This is a genomic window from Pseudomonas sp. BN417 (genome assembly GCF_029871205.1).
GTDB lineage: Bacteria > Pseudomonadota > Gammaproteobacteria > Pseudomonadales > Pseudomonadaceae > Metapseudomonas.
Map to the genome: position 1 here is coordinate 14,344 of NZ_SSOJ01000037.1, position 16,214 is coordinate 30,557.

Annotated in this window: 17 protein-coding genes; 3 read left to right on the top strand and 14 right to left on the bottom strand. The window is 64.4% G+C overall.

The window, feature by feature from the left end; genetic code table 11:
• Positions 1-15 precede the first annotated feature (15 nt).
• The 11 genes from E8F11_RS03255 to E8F11_RS03305 form a co-directional block, all read right to left on the bottom strand.
• Positions 16-1,002: a DNA polymerase III subunit delta' gene (locus E8F11_RS03255; RefSeq protein ID WP_280287368.1), complete on the bottom strand. Its 987-nt coding sequence runs from the start codon at positions 1,000-1,002 to the stop codon at positions 16-18.
• Positions 995-1,627, bottom strand: a complete 633-nt coding sequence (tmk, locus tag E8F11_RS03260) for a dTMP kinase (protein ID WP_280287369.1) — start codon at positions 1,625-1,627, stop codon at positions 995-997. The genes E8F11_RS03255 and tmk overlap by 8 nt, the downstream gene beginning before the upstream one ends.
• A gap of 13 nt (positions 1,628-1,640) precedes the next feature.
• A complete protein-coding gene (mltG, locus tag E8F11_RS03265) occupies positions 1,641-2,678 on the bottom strand; it encodes an endolytic transglycosylase MltG (RefSeq protein ID WP_280287370.1) in 1,038 nt (345 codons plus the stop codon).
• A 3-nt stretch (positions 2,679-2,681) separates the two neighbouring features.
• Positions 2,682-3,497, bottom strand: a complete 816-nt coding sequence (gene pabC, locus E8F11_RS03270) for an aminodeoxychorismate lyase (protein ID WP_280287371.1) — start codon at positions 3,495-3,497, stop codon at positions 2,682-2,684.
• Positions 3,497-4,741 carry a beta-ketoacyl-ACP synthase II gene (gene fabF / locus E8F11_RS03275; protein WP_280287372.1) on the bottom strand — a complete coding sequence of 415 codons (1,245 nt, stop codon included), beginning with the start codon at positions 4,739-4,741 and terminating at the stop codon, positions 3,497-3,499. Before fabF ends, pabC begins: the two co-directional genes overlap by 1 nt.
• A gap of 168 nt (positions 4,742-4,909) precedes the next feature.
• The gene (gene acpP / locus E8F11_RS03280; RefSeq protein WP_004422318.1) at positions 4,910-5,146 is read right to left on the bottom strand and encodes an acyl carrier protein; all 237 of its coding nucleotides are present in this window, start codon (positions 5,144-5,146) and stop codon (positions 4,910-4,912) included.
• Positions 5,147-5,337: 191 nt separating this feature from the next.
• Positions 5,338-6,081 (bottom strand): 3-oxoacyl-ACP reductase FabG, encoded by a 744-nt coding sequence (gene fabG / locus E8F11_RS03285; protein ID WP_280287373.1) that lies wholly within the window; start codon positions 6,079-6,081, stop codon positions 5,338-5,340.
• A 15-nt stretch (positions 6,082-6,096) separates the two neighbouring features.
• Positions 6,097-7,035 (bottom strand): ACP S-malonyltransferase, encoded by a 939-nt coding sequence (gene fabD, locus E8F11_RS03290; RefSeq protein WP_280287374.1) that lies wholly within the window; start codon positions 7,033-7,035, stop codon positions 6,097-6,099.
• A 103-nt stretch (positions 7,036-7,138) separates the two neighbouring features.
• A complete protein-coding gene (gene plsX / locus E8F11_RS03295) occupies positions 7,139-8,149 on the bottom strand; it encodes a phosphate acyltransferase PlsX (RefSeq protein ID WP_280287375.1) in 1,011 nt (336 codons plus the stop codon).
• Positions 8,150-8,152: 3 nt separating this feature from the next.
• Positions 8,153-8,335, bottom strand: a complete 183-nt coding sequence (rpmF, locus tag E8F11_RS03300; RefSeq protein ID WP_131183483.1) for a 50S ribosomal protein L32 — start codon at positions 8,333-8,335, stop codon at positions 8,153-8,155.
• Positions 8,336-8,348: 13 nt separating this feature from the next.
• Complete coding sequence (locus E8F11_RS03305) at positions 8,349-8,876, bottom strand: YceD family protein (RefSeq protein WP_280287376.1); 528 nt, start codon at positions 8,874-8,876, stop codon at positions 8,349-8,351.
• Between the two features lie 107 nt (positions 8,877-8,983).
• On the opposite strand from E8F11_RS03305, the gene E8F11_RS03310 reads away from it, so the two are divergent.
• Positions 8,984-9,562 carry a nucleoside triphosphate pyrophosphatase gene (locus E8F11_RS03310; RefSeq protein WP_280287377.1) on the top strand — a complete coding sequence of 193 codons (579 nt, stop codon included), beginning with the start codon at positions 8,984-8,986 and terminating at the stop codon, positions 9,560-9,562.
• Positions 9,563-9,629: 67 nt separating this feature from the next.
• Here the strand turns inward: E8F11_RS03310 and sppA are convergent, their stop codons facing one another.
• The 3 genes from sppA to rluC are packed head-to-tail and all read right to left on the bottom strand — an operon-like array spanning position 9,630 to position 12,244.
• Positions 9,630-10,613, bottom strand: a complete 984-nt coding sequence (gene sppA / locus E8F11_RS03315; RefSeq protein ID WP_280287378.1) for a signal peptide peptidase SppA — start codon at positions 10,611-10,613, stop codon at positions 9,630-9,632.
• Complete coding sequence (locus tag E8F11_RS03320) at positions 10,606-11,298, bottom strand: HAD-IA family hydrolase (RefSeq protein WP_280287379.1); 693 nt, start codon at positions 11,296-11,298, stop codon at positions 10,606-10,608. Before E8F11_RS03320 ends, sppA begins: the two co-directional genes overlap by 8 nt.
• The gene (gene rluC / locus E8F11_RS03325) at positions 11,291-12,244 is read right to left on the bottom strand and encodes a 23S rRNA pseudouridine(955/2504/2580) synthase RluC (protein ID WP_280287380.1); all 954 of its coding nucleotides are present in this window, start codon (positions 12,242-12,244) and stop codon (positions 11,291-11,293) included. The genes E8F11_RS03320 and rluC overlap by 8 nt, the downstream gene beginning before the upstream one ends.
• Between rluC and E8F11_RS03330 the strand changes: the two genes are divergently transcribed.
• Both E8F11_RS03330 and rne read left to right on the top strand, forming a co-directional pair.
• Complete coding sequence (locus E8F11_RS03330; RefSeq protein ID WP_280287381.1) at positions 12,245-12,457, top strand: hypothetical protein; 213 nt, start codon at positions 12,245-12,247, stop codon at positions 12,455-12,457. It abuts the gene before it with no gap.
• A 356-nt stretch (positions 12,458-12,813) separates the two neighbouring features.
• On the top strand, positions 12,814-15,957 hold the full coding sequence (rne, locus tag E8F11_RS03335; RefSeq protein WP_280287382.1) for a ribonuclease E: 3,144 nt from the start codon (positions 12,814-12,816) through the stop codon (positions 15,955-15,957).
• The last annotated feature ends 257 nt before the right edge of the window (positions 15,958-16,214 follow it).

Genomic DNA, 16,214 nt, shown 5'->3' on the forward strand with positions numbered 1-16,214 from the left:
CTTCAGCCACCGATTCTAGCCCGGCCCGGGCAGGCTTGCCCACTGCACCAGGAGCGCTTCGAGAAGCAAGACACGGTTGAGGTTGGCTTTGTTGAGGACTTTCTGGCGCTGTTGCAGCAACCAGTCCTGCATGGCCAGCACCTTGTGCTGCGGCGCCTTGTCGGCCAGGTACTGCACTACCTTGCGCATGTCGGCCAGTCCCAGGCCGGACTCGTCACGGGTGAGCTGGTAGCGCAGCATCAGCTGCGCCCAGTCGCAGAACCAGTCGAACAGCAGCGTCAGGGGCACGGCATTCCAACCCTCCGCCAACTGGCTGGCGCCGACCTGCTGCTTGAGCAACTTCTTCACACCTTCCACGACCTCGGCACGCTGGGTGCGCACCGCCTGCCCTTCCAGGCGCTTCGCCGAAAGCGGCGAGCCACCGGCGAGGACCAACAGCTCGTGCAATTCCTCGGGCGAGGCATCCGGCAGCGCCGAAGCCAGCCAGGCCAGGCTCTGGGCCTCGCTCGGCAGCGGGCACGCCTGCTGCACGCAGCGACTCTTGATGGTCGGCAGCAGTCGGCTGGGCTGATGGCTGATCAACAGCAACACGGTATCGCCGGACGGCTCCTCCAGGCTCTTGAGCAGGGCGTTGGAGGCGTTCAGGTTCATCGCCTCGGCCGGCTCCAGCAGGATCACCTTGCGCCCGCCGAGCTGTGCGGTCTGGACCACGAACTCCACCAGCTCGCGCACCTGGTCGACGCGGATGGCCTTGTCAGCCTCCTCGGGCTCCAGCACGAAGGCGTCCGGGTGCGTGCCGGCCGCCAGCAGCAGGCAGGCCTTGCACTGCCCACAGGCATCGAGGCCGGCCGGGCTCTGGCAGAGCAGGCGCGCCATCAGGCGCTCGGCGAGGGCGCGCTTACCGATGCCGGACGGGCCATGAAGCAAATAGGCGTGGGCGTGCCGCGGGCGGCCCGCCAGTTGCTGCCAGAGCGCTTCCTGCCAGGGATAGGCATCAGCCATTGCAGCGCTCCAGCAGTTCAGGCAGCAACCGGTCGAGGCTGCCCTGGACGTCGGCCAGGGGCACCGAGGCGTCTATCACCCTATAGCGCTCGGGGGCCGATTGGGCGCGTCTGAGGTAGGTCTGGCGCACCGCCTCGAAGAAGCTGCGCTGTTCCTGCTCGAATCGATCGAGGCGGCCACGAGCGGCGGCGCGGCTCAGGCCGATTTCCACCGGGAGGTCGAAGACCAGGGTCAGGTCAGGACGCAGGTCGCCCTGGACGAACCGCTCCAGCAAGGCAATGCGCTCCTCCGGTAGACCGCGGCCACCGCCCTGGTAGGCATAGGTGGCATCGGTGAAGCGGTCGCAGAGCACCACCGCGCCACGGGCCAGGGCCGGCTTGATAACGGCCTCCAGATGCTGGGCACGGGCGGCGAACACCAGCAACAGTTCGGTATCCACGGCCATGGCTTCGTCGCTGGGGGCCAGCAGGAGTTCGCGAATGCGCTCGGCAAGCGGGGTGCCGCCAGGCTCGCGGGTGAGCAGCACTTCGATGCCCTGGCCGCGCAGACGCTGGGCGAGGTATTCGCGATTGGTGCTCTTTCCGGCGCCTTCGGGGCCTTCCAAGGTGATGAACAGACCGCTCACTGGGTGTCCTTATTCATTGCGGGGTTGGGCTGGAGCGGTAATCGCTGCGGCGCTTCAACTGGAAGTCGCGCACGGCCTGATTGTGCTCGCCCAGGGTCTCGGAGAATACATGGCTGCCGTCGCCACGTGCGACGAAGTAGAGGCTCTTGCCAGCGGAGGGATGCAATGCCGCGTGAATCGCCTCGCGCCCGGCCAGGGCGATCGGGGTCGGCGGCAGGCCGCTGATCACGTAGGTGTTGTAGGGTGTCGGCTCGCGCAGGTGATCACGGGTCAGGTTGCCGTTGTAGCGCTCGCCCAGGCCGTAGATCACGGTCGGGTCCGTCTGCAGCAACATGCCGGTCTGCAGGCGGCGCACGAAGACACCGGCGATCTGCCTGCGCTCGTTCGGCACGCCGGTTTCCTTCTCGACCAGCGACGCCATGATCAGCGCCTGGTAGGGGTCGGCATAGGGCAGCCGTTCGGCGCGCCTGGACCACTCCTCGTCCAGCACCTGGTCGAGACGCTCCCGCGCCAGCTTCAGCAGATCGATGTCACGCATGCCGCGGACAAAACGGTAGGTATCGGGAAAAAAACGGCCTTCCGGATTCTCGCCGGGCCGACCGAGGCGGGCCATCAGCTCCGCATCGCCGACGTTGGCCAGGGTCTGCTCCAGCTTGGCCTGCTTGGCCAGGGCGGCGCGGACCTGACGGAAACTCCAGCCTTCCACCAGGGTCACGCTGTACTGCACCACCTCACCCCGTTGCCACAGGCCCAGCAAGGCGGCGGCACTCATGCCAGGGGTCAGGCGGTACTCGCCGCTGTGCAGGGATGCGTTGGACAGGTTGAAGCGCCAGTACTGGCGCAACCAGAAGGCATTGCGCAGCACCCCTTCCTCTTCCAGGCGATTCAGCAGGCCACCCGGAGTGGCACCTGCCGGGACATCGAGCATCCGTTCGGCAGAAATGTTCAAGGGTTGCTCGAGGGAGACGCGTTGCTGCCAGCCGGCGAAGGCTACCAACAGGCCGGCAAGGAGCAGGCCTGCCTCCAGCATCAGCAGGAATTTGCGTATCACGAATCAGATGTCCAGTAGATCGCGGGCGATGGCCTGAAGTTTACGGGTCAGCGGCCCGACCGGCCAGTGATGGCCTGTTACTGAACGCACCGGCCAGATGCCGAAGAGGCTGTTGCAGAGAAAAACTTCGTCGGCCTGGACGAACTCCTCGAAAGGAATATCCCGCACTTCGACCGCGATGCTCTGCGCCCTGGCGCTGTCCAGCAGGGCCGCGCGCATTACCCCCGCCACACCGCAGCGGGAAAGCTCGGCGGTGACCAGGACGCCGCCCCGGACCATGAAGAGGTTGCTGAACACGCCCTCGATCACCCGTCCCGACTGGTCGCGCATCAGGCCTTCGGCGAAATCGCCGCCTTGCCATTCGGCGCGGGCGAGGACCTGTTCCAGGCGATTCAGGTGCTTGAGACCGCCCAGCAGCGGCTGCTCGGCCAGCCGGGTCGCGCAAGGGAAGAGCTGCACGCCCTGCTCCCAGTTGCCTTCGGGATAGGCGGGAAAAGCGCTGCTCTGCAGGATGCGCCGCGGCAAGGCGACGGGCGGCGGTGCATAGCCGCGCAGGCCTTCGCCACGGGTGACCATGAGTTTGGCCACGCCCTCGCCCAGGCCCGCCGAGAACGCCAGCAGTTCGGTACGCATCAGTGGCAGGTCGAGAGGGATACCCAGGCGCCGGCAGCCTTCGGTCAGCCGCGCCAAGTGGTATTCGAGCAGCGGGGGCCGACCGGCACGCACGGCGATGGTTTCGAAAAGCCCATCGCCGTAGGCCAGGCCGCGGTCCTTGATGGACAGCGACTCGGCCGGATGGCCGTCGACCCAGCTATGCATCAGCCAGCGAACCGGCGGAACACCAGGGAACCATTGGTGCCGCCAAAGCCGAAGGAGTTGGACAGCACGATGTCCATGGGCATGGAACGCGCTTCGTGGGGCACGAAGTCGAGGTCGCAGCCTTCATCGGGCTCGTCCAGGTTGATGGTCGGCGGCGCCACCTGGTCGCGCAGGGCCAGGACGCTGAAGATCGCTTCGACCGCGCCGGCGGCACCCAACAGGTGGCCGGTCATGGATTTGGTGGAGCTGACCGCGAGCTTGTAGGCGTGCTCGCCGAATACCGATTTCAGCGCCATGGCCTCGGCGACGTCGCCTGCTGGCGTCGAGGTGCCATGGGCGTTCACGTATTGCACCTGGTCGCCGTTCAGGCCCGCATCGCGCAGGGCATTGCGCATGCAGCGCGCAGCACCGGCGCCGTCCTCCGGCGGCGAGGTCATGTGGTAGGCGTCACCGCTCATGCCGAAGCCGATCAGCTCGGCATAGATGGTCGCGCCACGGGCCTTGGCATGTTCCAGCTCTTCCAGCACCAGGGCGCCGGCGCCATCGGACAGCACGAAGCCGTCGCGGCCCTTGTCCCATGGACGGCTGGCGCGGGTCGGGTCGTCATTACGGGTGGACAGCGCGCGAGCCGCACCGAAACCGCCCAGGCCCAGGCCGCAGGCCGCCATTTCCGAGCCCCCCGCAACCATCACGTCCGCTTCGCCGTAAGCGATGTTTCGCGCGGCCATGCCGATGCAATGGGTGCCGGTGGTGCAGGCGGTGGCGATGGCGTAGTTCGGCCCCTGGATGCCCAGATGGATGGACAGGAAGCCGGACACCATGTTGATGATCGAGCCGGGCACGAAGAACGGAGAGATCCGACGCGGCCCCTGCTCGATCAGTGACTTGCAGTTGTTCTCGATGTTGGTCAGGCCGCCGATGCCGGAACCCATGGCAACGCCAATGCGCTCGCGGTTGGCATCGGTGACTTCGAGACCGGAATCGCGCACGGCCTGGAAGCTCACCGCAAGGCCGTACTGGATGAATAGGTCGAGCTTGCGCGCCTCCTTGGCCGACAGGTACTCCTCGACATTGAACCCCTTGACCGAGCCGCCGAAGCGGGTGGTGTAAGCGGAAAGGTCCATATGTTCGATCAGGCCAATGCCACTGCGGCCAGCCAGAATTCCCTGCCAGCTGCTCGGTACATCGGTACCCAGCGGCGACAACATGCCAAGGCCAGTGACCACGACGCGTCTACGCGACACAGCGATCTCCTTCTTCAATCTCTACACGGCGGTTGATTCGGATTAACAGACTGTTGAAAAGCCCGACAGGCGACATGCCCCGCGGATTTTTCAACAACCTGCTTAAAGAAAAACCGCACGCCCGGTTGGGTCGTGCGGCTTCTCCGCGTCGGGGAACCGACGATTACATTACTGCGCGTTGGCGTTGATGTAATCGATGGCTTCCTGAACGGTGGTGATCTTCTCGGCTTGCTCGTCCGGGATTTCGGTCTCGAATTCCTCTTCCAGAGCCATCACCAGCTCAACGGTGTCAAGGGAGTCGGCGCCCAGGTCTTCAACGAAGGAAGCGCTGTTGGTGACTTCCTCTTCCTTGACGCCCAGTTGCTCGGCGACGATTTTCTTGACGCGTTCTTCGATGGTGCTCATACCTTGTTTTCACTCCTATGGAAAAATCCGTGCAGCTGGGGCTGCAGTGTATAGAAAGGGATTTCTGCATTTCAAGCAGAACGCCTGAACCCCTTCCGGATCGCCGCAACGAAATGTCTATAACCCGACTGCACTTATATAGCGAATTCTAGACAGCCCATATGACAGCTTTCTGAAGGGATTCGTCACATTCAGCTCATGTACATACCGCCGTTGACCGGGATGGTAGCGCCAGTCACGTAGGCAGCGCCATCGGAGGCGAGGAAACCCACCACCCTGGCGATCTCTTCGGCCTGGCCCAGGCGACCCAGCGGGATCTGGGTCAGCAGCGCATCGCGCTGGGCATCCGGCAGTTCACGGGTCATGTCGGTGTCGATGAAGCCCGGCGCCACCGCGTTTACGGTAATGGCGCGGGAACCGACCTCGCGCGCCAGTGCGCGGCTGAAGCCTTCCAGGCCGGCCTTGGCGGCAGCGTAGTTGGTCTGGCCGGCGTTGCCCATGGCGCCCACCACCGAACCGATGTTGATGATGCGTCCCCAACGAGCCTTGGTCATGCCGCGCAGCACGGCCTTGGACAGGCGATACAGGCTATTGAGGTTGGTGTTGATGACGTCAAACCACTCGTCGTCCTTCATGCGCAGCATGAGGTTGTCGCGGGTGATGCCGGCGTTGTTCACCAGGATCAGCGGCTGACCCAGGTGCTGCTGGATGTGTTCGAGGGTGCTGGCGACCGACTCGTCATTGCTGACGTCCAGGACCAGGCCGGCACCTTCGATGCCGTTGCTCTTGAGGTACTCGGCGATTTTCTCGGCACCGGAGGGGGAAGTCGCGGTACCAATGACCACGGCGCCCTGACGGCCCAGTTCGAGAGCGATCGCCTGGCCAATGCCACGGCTCGCACCAGTGACCAATGCCACCTTACCTTGCAGACTCATAGGTCTTCTCCTTGTTCAGGCCAGCGCAGCACGGGCGGCTGCGAAAGCATCAGGGGTATCCAGGTTGTGGGTGTTGACACCCTTCACGCAGCGCTTGTTCAGGCCGGACAGCACCTTACCCGGGCCGCACTCCACCAGCTCGGTGACACCGCGCTCGGACAGGCAGACCATCGACTCCACCCAGCGAACCGGGCTGTAGAGCTGGGCCAGCAGGTCGCGCTTGAGTACGTCCAGGTCCGCCGCAACGGCAGCGCTGACGTTCTGCACCAGCGGAATCTGCGGTGCCTGCCAGGCGAGGGCTTCGATGGCTTCGGCGAAACGCTCGGCGGCGGGCTTCATCAGTGCGCAGTGGGACGGCACGCTGACCGGCAGCGGCATCGCACGCTTGGCGCCGCGCGCCTTGCACGCCTCGATGGCGCGCTCGACGGCAGCCGCGGCACCGGCGATCACCACCTGGCCGGGTGCGTTGAAGTTCACTGCGCTGACCACTTCACCCTGCGCGGCTTCGGCGCAGGCGGCCAGCACGTCGGCATCTTCCAGGCCGAGAATGGCGGCCATGCCGCCCTGCCCTGCCGGAACGGCCTGCTGCATCAGCTGGCCACGGCGCTCCACCAGCTTCACCGCATCGGTGAAGGCCAGGCTGCCGGCCGCCACCAGGGCGGAGTATTCGCCCAGGCTGTGGCCGGCGACGTAGGCCGGACGGGCGCCACCTTCAGCCAGCCACAGGCGCCACAGGGCGATGGAGGCGGTGAGGATGGCCGGCTGGGTCTTGTCGGTCTGGTTGAGCTGTTCTTCCGGACCTTGCTGGGTCAATGCCCAGAGGTCATAGCCGAGCGCCTCGGAGGCTTCGGCAAAGGTATCCAGGACCAGCTTCTGCTGGCCCCCCTGCTCGGCCAGCATGCCCAGAGACTGGGAGCCCTGACCGGGAAAGACGAAAGCGAGGGATGCGGACATTGAGAGTGGTCCCTTATCTGGCGGTAGAGGGAGATTGACGCCCGGCATAGCCAAGCGCAAAGAACTGACAGTTGGATGACAGGCTACCGATAGCGGTCACATCCTACAGCAACAGATGCTCCAGGCGACCGTGCAGGCGCTGCGGCAGGTTCTCCCGAACCTCGATCAGCGCCCGGCGGATGGCGCTCTGGAAGCCCTCCGAACCGGCCGAGCCATGGCTCTTGATGACGATGCCCTGCAAGCCAAGAAAACTCGCCCCGTTATGACGCGCGGGCGCCAGGTCGGTGCGCAGCCTGCGCAGCAGCGGTAGCGCCAGCGAACCCACCAGGCGCGAACCCAGGTTCTCGGTGAAGAGCGCCTCGATGCGCGCGGAAATCATCGAGGCCAGGCCTTCGCTGGACTTGAGCAGGATGTTGCCGACGAAACCGTCGCACACCACCACGTCCGCTTCACCGCGATAGAGCCCGTCCCCCTCGATGTAGCCGATGTAATTGAGCCCCTGGGCCTGTTGCAACAGGCTCGCTGCCAGCTTGACCTGCTGGTTGCCCTTGATGTCCTCGGTGCCGACGTTCAGCAATGCCACCCGCGGCCGCTCCACCCCCAGGGCCTCGGCGGCCACCGCCCCCATCACAGCGAATTGATAGAGATGCTCCGCACTGCAATCGACGTTGGCGCCAAGATCCAGCAAATGACAGTGACCACGGGCCGTAGGAATGGCGCTGACCATGGCCGGACGATCGATGCCGGGCAGCGTCTTCAGCACATAGCGAGACAGCGCCATCAGGGCACCGGTATTGCCGGCACTGACGCAAGCCTGGGCACGCCCATTGCGCACCAGTTCGAGGGCGACGCGCATCGAGGCATCAGGCTTGCCGCGCAGGGCTTGTGCCGGGCGCTCATCCATGCCGATCACTTCACTGGCGTGTTCGATCTGCAGGCGCTGGCGATCGGCCACGGGAACGCGGGCGATGAGTTCTTCGAGAAGGGGGGCTTGGCCGACAAGGACCAGGTGAAGCGAGGGGAATTCGGCCAGACAGGCAACACTGGCCGGGACAATGCAGCGGGGACCGAAGTCCCCGCCCATTGCATCAATCGCGACGATCGAGGCGGACAAGGATTACTCGTCAGCGCCCTTGTCGATCACTTTGCGACCGCGGTAGAAACCGTCCGGGGAAACGTGGTGGCGCAGGTGAACTTCACCGGTGCTCTTCTCTACGGACAGTGCGTTGGCATCGAGGGCGTCGTGGGAACGACGCATGTCGCGTGCCGAGCGGGATTTTTTGTTCTGCTGAACAGCCATAATCAATTAACTCCTAAACGTTTGGGTCACGCTTTAACTGCGCCAATACACTGAACGGGTTGGACCGCGAAACCTCGTCCTCGCTCGGTTCGGGCTCATCGAGGCCCGCCGGCTGCTGGCATTCTTCAGGGTCATGGGCCGGAACTATGGGCAGGGCGAGCAACAGCTCATCCTCGACCAGAGTCATCAGATCCAGAGGATCCTCTCCCACTTCCAGCACGTCATAGCCCTTCGGCAGCGACTGACTGTCAGCCCCTTCCCTCACCACGGCGTAATCGCATTCGCTGTGGATGTTCAGGGCGACCAGCTCTAGACAACGCTGGCAAACCATCTTGACCTCGACGTCGATCCGGCTGTGGATGACGACCGCGCGACGTTCGTCACGACTGAACGCCAGGCTCGCATGGATGCTGCCCGCATTGTCCGCTAGGGGGTCGCAGAGTCGCTCCAGGCTGGCAAGCGCAATATCACCTTCGAGGGTGATCTCGCGGTCCGCCAGCTTGCGCGGATCTACATGAGGTGGAATCGGCCCATTCAACATAGGCGCAGCATTCTAGGGACGAGCCCCTCCCCTGTCAAAAGAATTTCCGCATTGTCCCTGCGTGAACCGGCTCTATAGAATTCCTCGCCCACATTCCGGAGATCGCCATGCCGCCCCTGGTGCTCGCATCCAGCTCCCCCTACCGCCGCGAACTGCTCGAACGCCTGCGCCTGCCCTTCACCTGGAGCGCTCCGGCCATTGATGAAACCCGCCATCCGCAGGAGTCCGCCGAACGACTGGTGCGCCGCCTGGCCCTGGAAAAGGCCCAGGCACTGGCCACCCTGCACCCGAATCACCTGATCATCGGCTCCGACCAGGTCGCCGTACTCGGCGAGCAGATACTCGGCAAACCCCACGGATTCGAACGCGCCCGCAGCCAATTGCTGGCCGCTAGCGGAACCAGCGTCAGCTTCCTTACCGGCCTCGCCCTGCTGAACAGCGCCACGGGGAACTATCAGGTGGACTGCGTACCCTTTACGGTGCACTTCCGCGAGCTGGACGAAGCGCGCATCAGCCGCTACCTGGAAGCGGAACGACCCTACGATTGCGCCGGCAGCTTCAAGGCCGAGGGCCTGGGCGTCAGCCTGTTTCGCGCCACCGAAGGCAGCGACGCCACCAGCCTGGTCGGCCTGCCGCTGATCCGCCTGGTGGACATGCTGCTCGCCGAAGGCGTGCAGATCCCCTGACCTCCATCCATATAAATGAAGAAAGCCCGGCACTGGCCGGGCTTTCTTCATTGGCAACGCGCGCAACTCAGCGCAGCGAAGGCCCCTGCAAGCCCATCCACAAGGCCAGCCGCTCAGCGACGCTGGCGCCGAACTTCTTGGAGAAGCGATCGAAAGGCGACTCCTGGACGGTGTAGTCGACGATTTCCTTCGCCCCCACCACTTCCCGCGCCACGAAGCTGGCATTGCCCAACTTGTCCACCAGGCCCAGCGCCAGCGCCTGCTCCCCCGACCAGACCAGGCCACTGAAGAGTTCGGGATGCCCCTCGACCTTCAGCCGATCGCCTCGACCCTTCTTCACGCTTTCGATGAACTGCTGGTGAGTGGTATTCAGCACGCCCTGCCAGAACTCAGTCTCTTCCGCCTTCTGCGGCTGGAAGGGATCAAGGAATGCCTTGTGCTCGCCAGAGGTGTAGACACGGCGCTCGACACCCAGCTTGCCCATCGCATCGACGAAGCCGAAGGTGGTCGCAGTCACGCCGATTGAACCCACCAGGCTGGCCTTGTCGGCATAGATCTCATCCGCCGCGCTGGCAATGTAATAGGCACCGGACGCGCCCAGATCGGAGATCACGGCGTAGACCTTGATGTCCTTGTGCGCCTCGCGCAGCCGACGAATCTCGTCATAGATGTAGCCGGACTGCACAGGGCTGCCGCCCGGGCTGTTGATGCGCAGGACAACGCCCTTGGTCTTCGGGTCCTCAAAGGCAGCGCGCAGACCGGTAACGATATTATCCGCACTGGCCGCCTCCTCATCGGCGATCATCCCGCGGACCTCCACCAGCGCCGTGTGATCCTTGCTGCGCGCCGCACCTTTCTGCAGATCGAAGGATGGCGCGAACAGCGCCAGCGCGATGAACAGATAAAGGAAGGTCAGGGACTTGAAGAAAATCCCCCAGCGCCGAGCCCGACGCTGCTCCTGGACGCCAGCCAGCACCGCTTTCTCCAGCAGCTTCCAGCTCTTCTCGTCAGCCTTGTCGGCAGAAGCCGATGCTTTCCATTCATCAGACATAGAGTTCCACCTCCAGGGATTGCCGGCTGCGATCACCACTCAACCAGTGACGCAGCTCCTCGAAACGCTCGATCGCCAGTTTCGGCGACTCCTTGAGTAACTCGGCAAGCGGCTGGGCACCGTAACCCACCGCCACGGAATCCATCCCCGCCCGATGCGCCATGCGCAGGTCGAAGGGTGAATCCCCCACCATCAGCGCCTGCTCGGCCACCACGCCGCAGTGCACGAGGATTTCCCGCAGCATCAGCGGATCGGGCTTGCTCGCCGTCTCATCCGCACAACGGGTGACATCGAAATATTCCAGCCAACCGCGCCCGGCCAATACATGATCGAGCCCCCGACGGCTCTTGCCAGTAGCGACCGCCAGGCGGTAACCCTGAGCTCGGAAGTCTTCCAGGGCCTCAGCCACCCCCTCGAACAGGGACGAAGGTTGGCTTTCCAGGGCATTGTAATGATCACCGTAGCTGCGCCTGAACCCATCGATAAGTCGCACATCGTCGAGATCCGGGTAAAGGGTGGCAATGGCCTCCGGCAAACCGAGGCCTATGATGCCCTTGATGGCGACATCGTCGCGCCAGGGCAACCCACAGACGTCGGCCGCGACACGCATGGACTCGACTATGCGGGCGATGGAATCCACCAGCGTGCCGTCCCAATCGAAGATCAGCAGTCGATAGTCACGCACCGAGACGCTCCAGGGTCTTCTGCCACATCTCGTCCACCGGCGCTTCCAGCTTCAACTCGCCGCCATCAGGCAGGCTGATGGCCAGGGAATGGGCATGCAGGAACAGGCGCTTGCCGCCAAGATCGCGGATCTCGCGAGTGAAGTCCTCATCTCCGTACTTGGGGTCGCCAGCGATGGAATGGCCAGCGTGCTTGGCATGCACACGGATCTGGTGGGTACGGCCCGTGATAGGGCTGGCCTCCACCAGGGTGGCGAACTCACCGAAGCGCCGCACGACCCGGAACTCGGTCAGGGCGTCCTTGCCTTCGGGGTTCACCTCCACCATGCGCTCACCAGAGCGCAGGTTGTTCTTCAGCAATGGCGCACTGACCTTCTTCTTCGAGGTCGGCCAGCTGCCGCGCACCAGCGCCAGGTAGCGCTTGTCCACGCCATCGCCACGCAGGGCCTCGTGCAGATGCCGCAGCATGCTGCGCTTCTTGGCGATCATCAGCAGGCCCGACGTATCGCGGTCGAGGCGATGCACCAGCTCCAGGTCCTTGGCATCCGGGCGCAACTGGCGAAACGCCTCGATCACCCCGAAACTGAGACCGCTACCGCCGTGCACGGCGATGCCGGCGGGCTTGTTCAGCACGATCAGGGCCTTGTCTTCGTAGACGATGGCGGCCTCCAGGCGCTCCAGCAGCCCCTGGGCCACCGGTGCCGGCTCATCGCGTTCGGCCAGGCGCAGCGGCGGAACCCGCACGATGTCGCCGGCCTGGAGCTTGTACTCCGGCTTGATACGCCCCTTGTTCACCCGGACTTCGCCCTTGCGCAGGATGCGATAGATCAACGTCTTGGGCGCACCCTTCAACTGGGTACGTAGGAAATTATCGATGCGTTGGCCGGCATATTCCGGCGCAACCTCAAGCAGCTGGACGCTGGAGGTTGGAGAGGCAGGAGTAGTCATTTGCGCATCATAACAATTTTTTATGGATTTGAAGCACTTAATGATTACTGCTATAGTCGCGAACGCCGCCAAAAGCGGCCTGGTTTCGGGATGTTCGCCAAAACTGCCATCCCAACCGCTGCAACCCTTTCAGGACGTGAGGCCGTCCGACAGAAATTTCGCCGCATTGACCGCGCAATTTCCGAAATCAAAGCCTTGAGCCATGACGCGTGATCGCCCCTTCCAACGGGAGATCACGGTAAATGCAACCCGCTACGGATTCAGCGAGCGGCACCCGATTTTCAAGGGATAAGTGTAGGGTGGAGATGCACAATAGTCGGACTGCGTAGCACCAGGCTTTATTCAAGACGCTTCATTTCGTCCGCTACCGACCGTTGATTCCTCCTCCTGAACAAGTGCTTCTGTCACGACACAGCAAGCAGGAGACGTAGTCGCGATTTCGGCCCCACTGGCTGGAGTTCGCTGGACACTGGGACGGTCCGCCGGCCCTGACACGCACCTGACACCGACCGCGAGAGTCGTGTGCGCCAATCGCCGTTTCCGGTAGCCCGGAAACCCATTGGTATCACATGAAAAGAATGCTGATTAACGCAACTCAGCCCGAAGAGTTGCGTGTTGCTCTGGTCGACGGCCAACGCCTGTATGACCTGGACATCGAGTCGGGTGCACGCGAGCAGAAGAAAGCCAACATCTACAAGGGCCGGATCACTCGCATCGAGCCCAGCCTCGAAGCCGCCTTCGTCGACTTCGGCGCCGAGCGCCACGGCTTCCTGCCGCTGAAGGAAATTTCCCGCGAGTACTTCAAGAAGTCTCCCGAAGGCCGCATCAACATCAAGGAAGTGCTCAGCGAAGGCCAGGAAGTCATCGTCCAGGTCGAGAAAGAAGAGCGTGGCAACAAGGGCGCAGCCCTGACCACCTTCATCAGCCTCGCCGGCCGCTACCTGGTGCTGATGCCGAACAACCCCCGCGCCGGTGGTATCTCCCGTCGCATCGAAGGCGAAGAGCGCAACGAACTGCGCGAAGCGCTGAACGGCCTCAATGCTCCGGCCGACATGGGCCTGATCGTCCGCACCGCCGGCCTCGGCCGCTCCAGCGAGGAGCTGCAATGGGACCTGGACTACCTGCTGCAACTCTGGAGCGCCATCAAGGAAGCTTCCGGTGAACGCGGCGCCCCTTTCCTGATCTACCAGGAAAGCAACGTCATCATCCGCGCCATTCGTGACTACCTGCGCCAGGACATCGGCGAAGTGCTGGTCGACAGCGTCGAAGCCCACGAGGAAGCCCTCAGCTTCATCCGCCAGGTGATGCCGCAGTACCAGAGCAAGATCAAGCTCTACCAGGACAGCGTTCCGCTGTTCAATCGCTTCCAGATCGAAAGCCAGATCGAAACCGCCTTCCAGCGCGAAGTGAAGCTGCCGTCCGGCGGCTCCATCGTCATCGACCCGACCGAAGCCCTGGTGTCCATCGACATCAACTCGGCCCGTGCGACCAAAGGCGGCGACATCGAGGAAACCGCCCTGCAGACCAACCTGGAAGCGGCTGAGGAAATCGCCCGCCAGCTGCGCCTGCGTGACATCGGCGGCCTGATCGTCATCGACTTCATCGACATGACCCCGGCCAAGAACCAGCGCGCAGTGGAAGAGAAAGTCCGCGAAGCCCTGGAAGCCGACCGCGCCCGCGTGCAGATCGGTCGCATCTCCCGCTTCGGCCTGCTGGAAATGTCCCGCCAGCGCCTGCGTCCATCCCTGGGCGAGACCAGCGGCATCGTCTGCCCGCGCTGCGACGGCCAAGGCATCATCCGTGACGTCGAGTCGCTGTCCCTGGCCATCCTGCGCCTGATCGAAGAAGAAGCCCTCAAGGACCGCACCGCCGAAGTCCGCGCCCAGGTACCGATCCCGGTTGCCGCCTTCCTGCTCAACGAGAAGCGCAACAGCATCACCAAGATCGAGCTGCGTAGCCGTTCGCGCATTGTCATCCTGCCGAACGACCACCTCGAGACCCCGCACTTCGAAGTCCAGCGCCTGCGCGACGACAGCCCCGAAGTACTGACCGGCCAGTCCAGCTACGAGATGACCCCGGCCGAGGTCGAAGAAGCCCAGCCGGCCAGCTCCACCCGCACCCTGGTTCGCCAGGAAGCCGCGGTGAAGACCGTTTCCCCCGAGCGCCCCGCTCCGGCTCCGATTGCTGCCGCCCCGCTGGCACCGCCGGCGCCGACCCCGGAACCCAGCCTGTTCAAGGGCCTGGTGAAATCCCTGGTAGGCCTGTTCGCCGGCAAGGAAGAGCCCAAGGCCGAAGCCGAGAAGCCCACCATCGAGCGTCAGCCGCGCGGTGAAGAGCGTCGCGCCGGCCGCCAGCAGAACCGTCGCCGTGATGGTCGCGAAGGCCGCGAGGGTCGTGAAGGCCGTCGTGATGACGATCGCAAGCCGCGTGAAGAGCGCCAGCCGCGCGAAGCCCGCGAAGGCCAGGAAGCCCGCCGCGAGCGTCCGGCCCGCGAAGAGCGCCAGCCGCGCGAGGAGCGTCAACCGCGTGAAGAGCGCCAGGCCCGCGAGCCGCGCGAAGAACGCCAGCCCCGTGAAGAGCGTCAGCCTCGCGAGGAACGCCAGGTCCGCGAGGATCGCGAAGAGCGTCAGCCGCGTGAAGAACGCCAGGCCCGTGAGGACCGCCCGCAGCGCGAAGAGCGCCAGCCGCGCGAACCCCGTGAAGGCCAGGAAGGTCGTCGCGAGCGTGGCGAGCGCGCTGAGCGTCCGGCCCGCGAAGAGCGCCAGCCGCGTGAAGAGCGTCAGCCCCGCGAGGAACGCCAGCCGCGCGCCGAACAGGCCCAGGCCGAGGCCGAGGCGGTCGACGAAGAACTGCTGAACAACGAAGAGCTGCTGGACGACGATCAGGAAGGCGCCGATGGCGAACGCCCGCGTCGCCGTTCCCGTGGCCAGCGCCGCCGCAGCAATCGCCGTGAGCGTCAGCGTGAAGCCGGCGGCGAAGAACTGGCAGAAGGCCAGGAAGGCGTCGAGCAGGCCTCCCCTGCCGATGTCGCCCAGGTCGCCGCAGTAGCCGCAACCGCCGTGGTCGCAGCCGAAGCGGTTGGCGAAGCTGCTGAAGCCACCAGCCAGGAACCCGTCCAGGTCGAAGTCCAGGTGGTTGAAGCCGAGGCTGTCTTCGCCCCGGTCGAGGAAGCTGCCCCGGTCGCCGAGCCGGTAGTTGAAGCTGTTGAAGCTATTGAAGCGCCGGCCGTGATCGAGGCGCCTCAGTTCATCGAAGCCGCTCCGGCTGCGGTCGTGACCGAAGAGCCCGCCCCCGCTCCGGTGGTGGAAGTTCCGGAAGTCGCTGCTCCGCATGTCGAGGCCCCGGCCGCCGCCCTGTCCAGCACCGGTCGCGCCGCCAACGACCCCCGTGAAGTTCGCCGCCGTCAGCGCGAAGCCGAGCGCCTGGCCAAGGAAGCTGAAGCTGGTGCCGCCAACGTGGTCGAAGCCGTAGTTGCCGCCGAGCCGGTTTCCGCTGCCGTGCACGCCATCTCTGGCGTGGCCGAGGAAGTCGCTGCCGAGCAGCCGGCCGTAGAGGCCGTCGAGCAGGCAGTGGAGCAACCCGTCGAAGCCCCGGCCGAACAGCAGGAGCAAGTGGCGGTAGCGACCGAGGAAGAAGTTCCGGCGAAAGCCGAACCCAAGGCCGAGGAAGAGGAAAAGGACGAAGCCAAGGACGAGACCAAGCCGGTCGTCTGAAGCCAAGCCTGAATGAAGAAGGGGATGCCATTGGCATCCCCTTTTTTTTGGTTCATCGCGGATTTTCGGGGAGGCATTGGATTCGCGCTGGATTGGCAAGATTGGCTGATAGCCATTGATTGGCGCCGTGCAGCCGGATGCGGCCCTCTCCCCCGGCCCCCGCCCTGCGCCCCGGCCTGATCGCTTCGCGCTCCGGCGCTCATCGGCACCGGAAGCGGTGCTTCCGAACGCGTACCTCTTCGCCCCGCAGGCGGGCG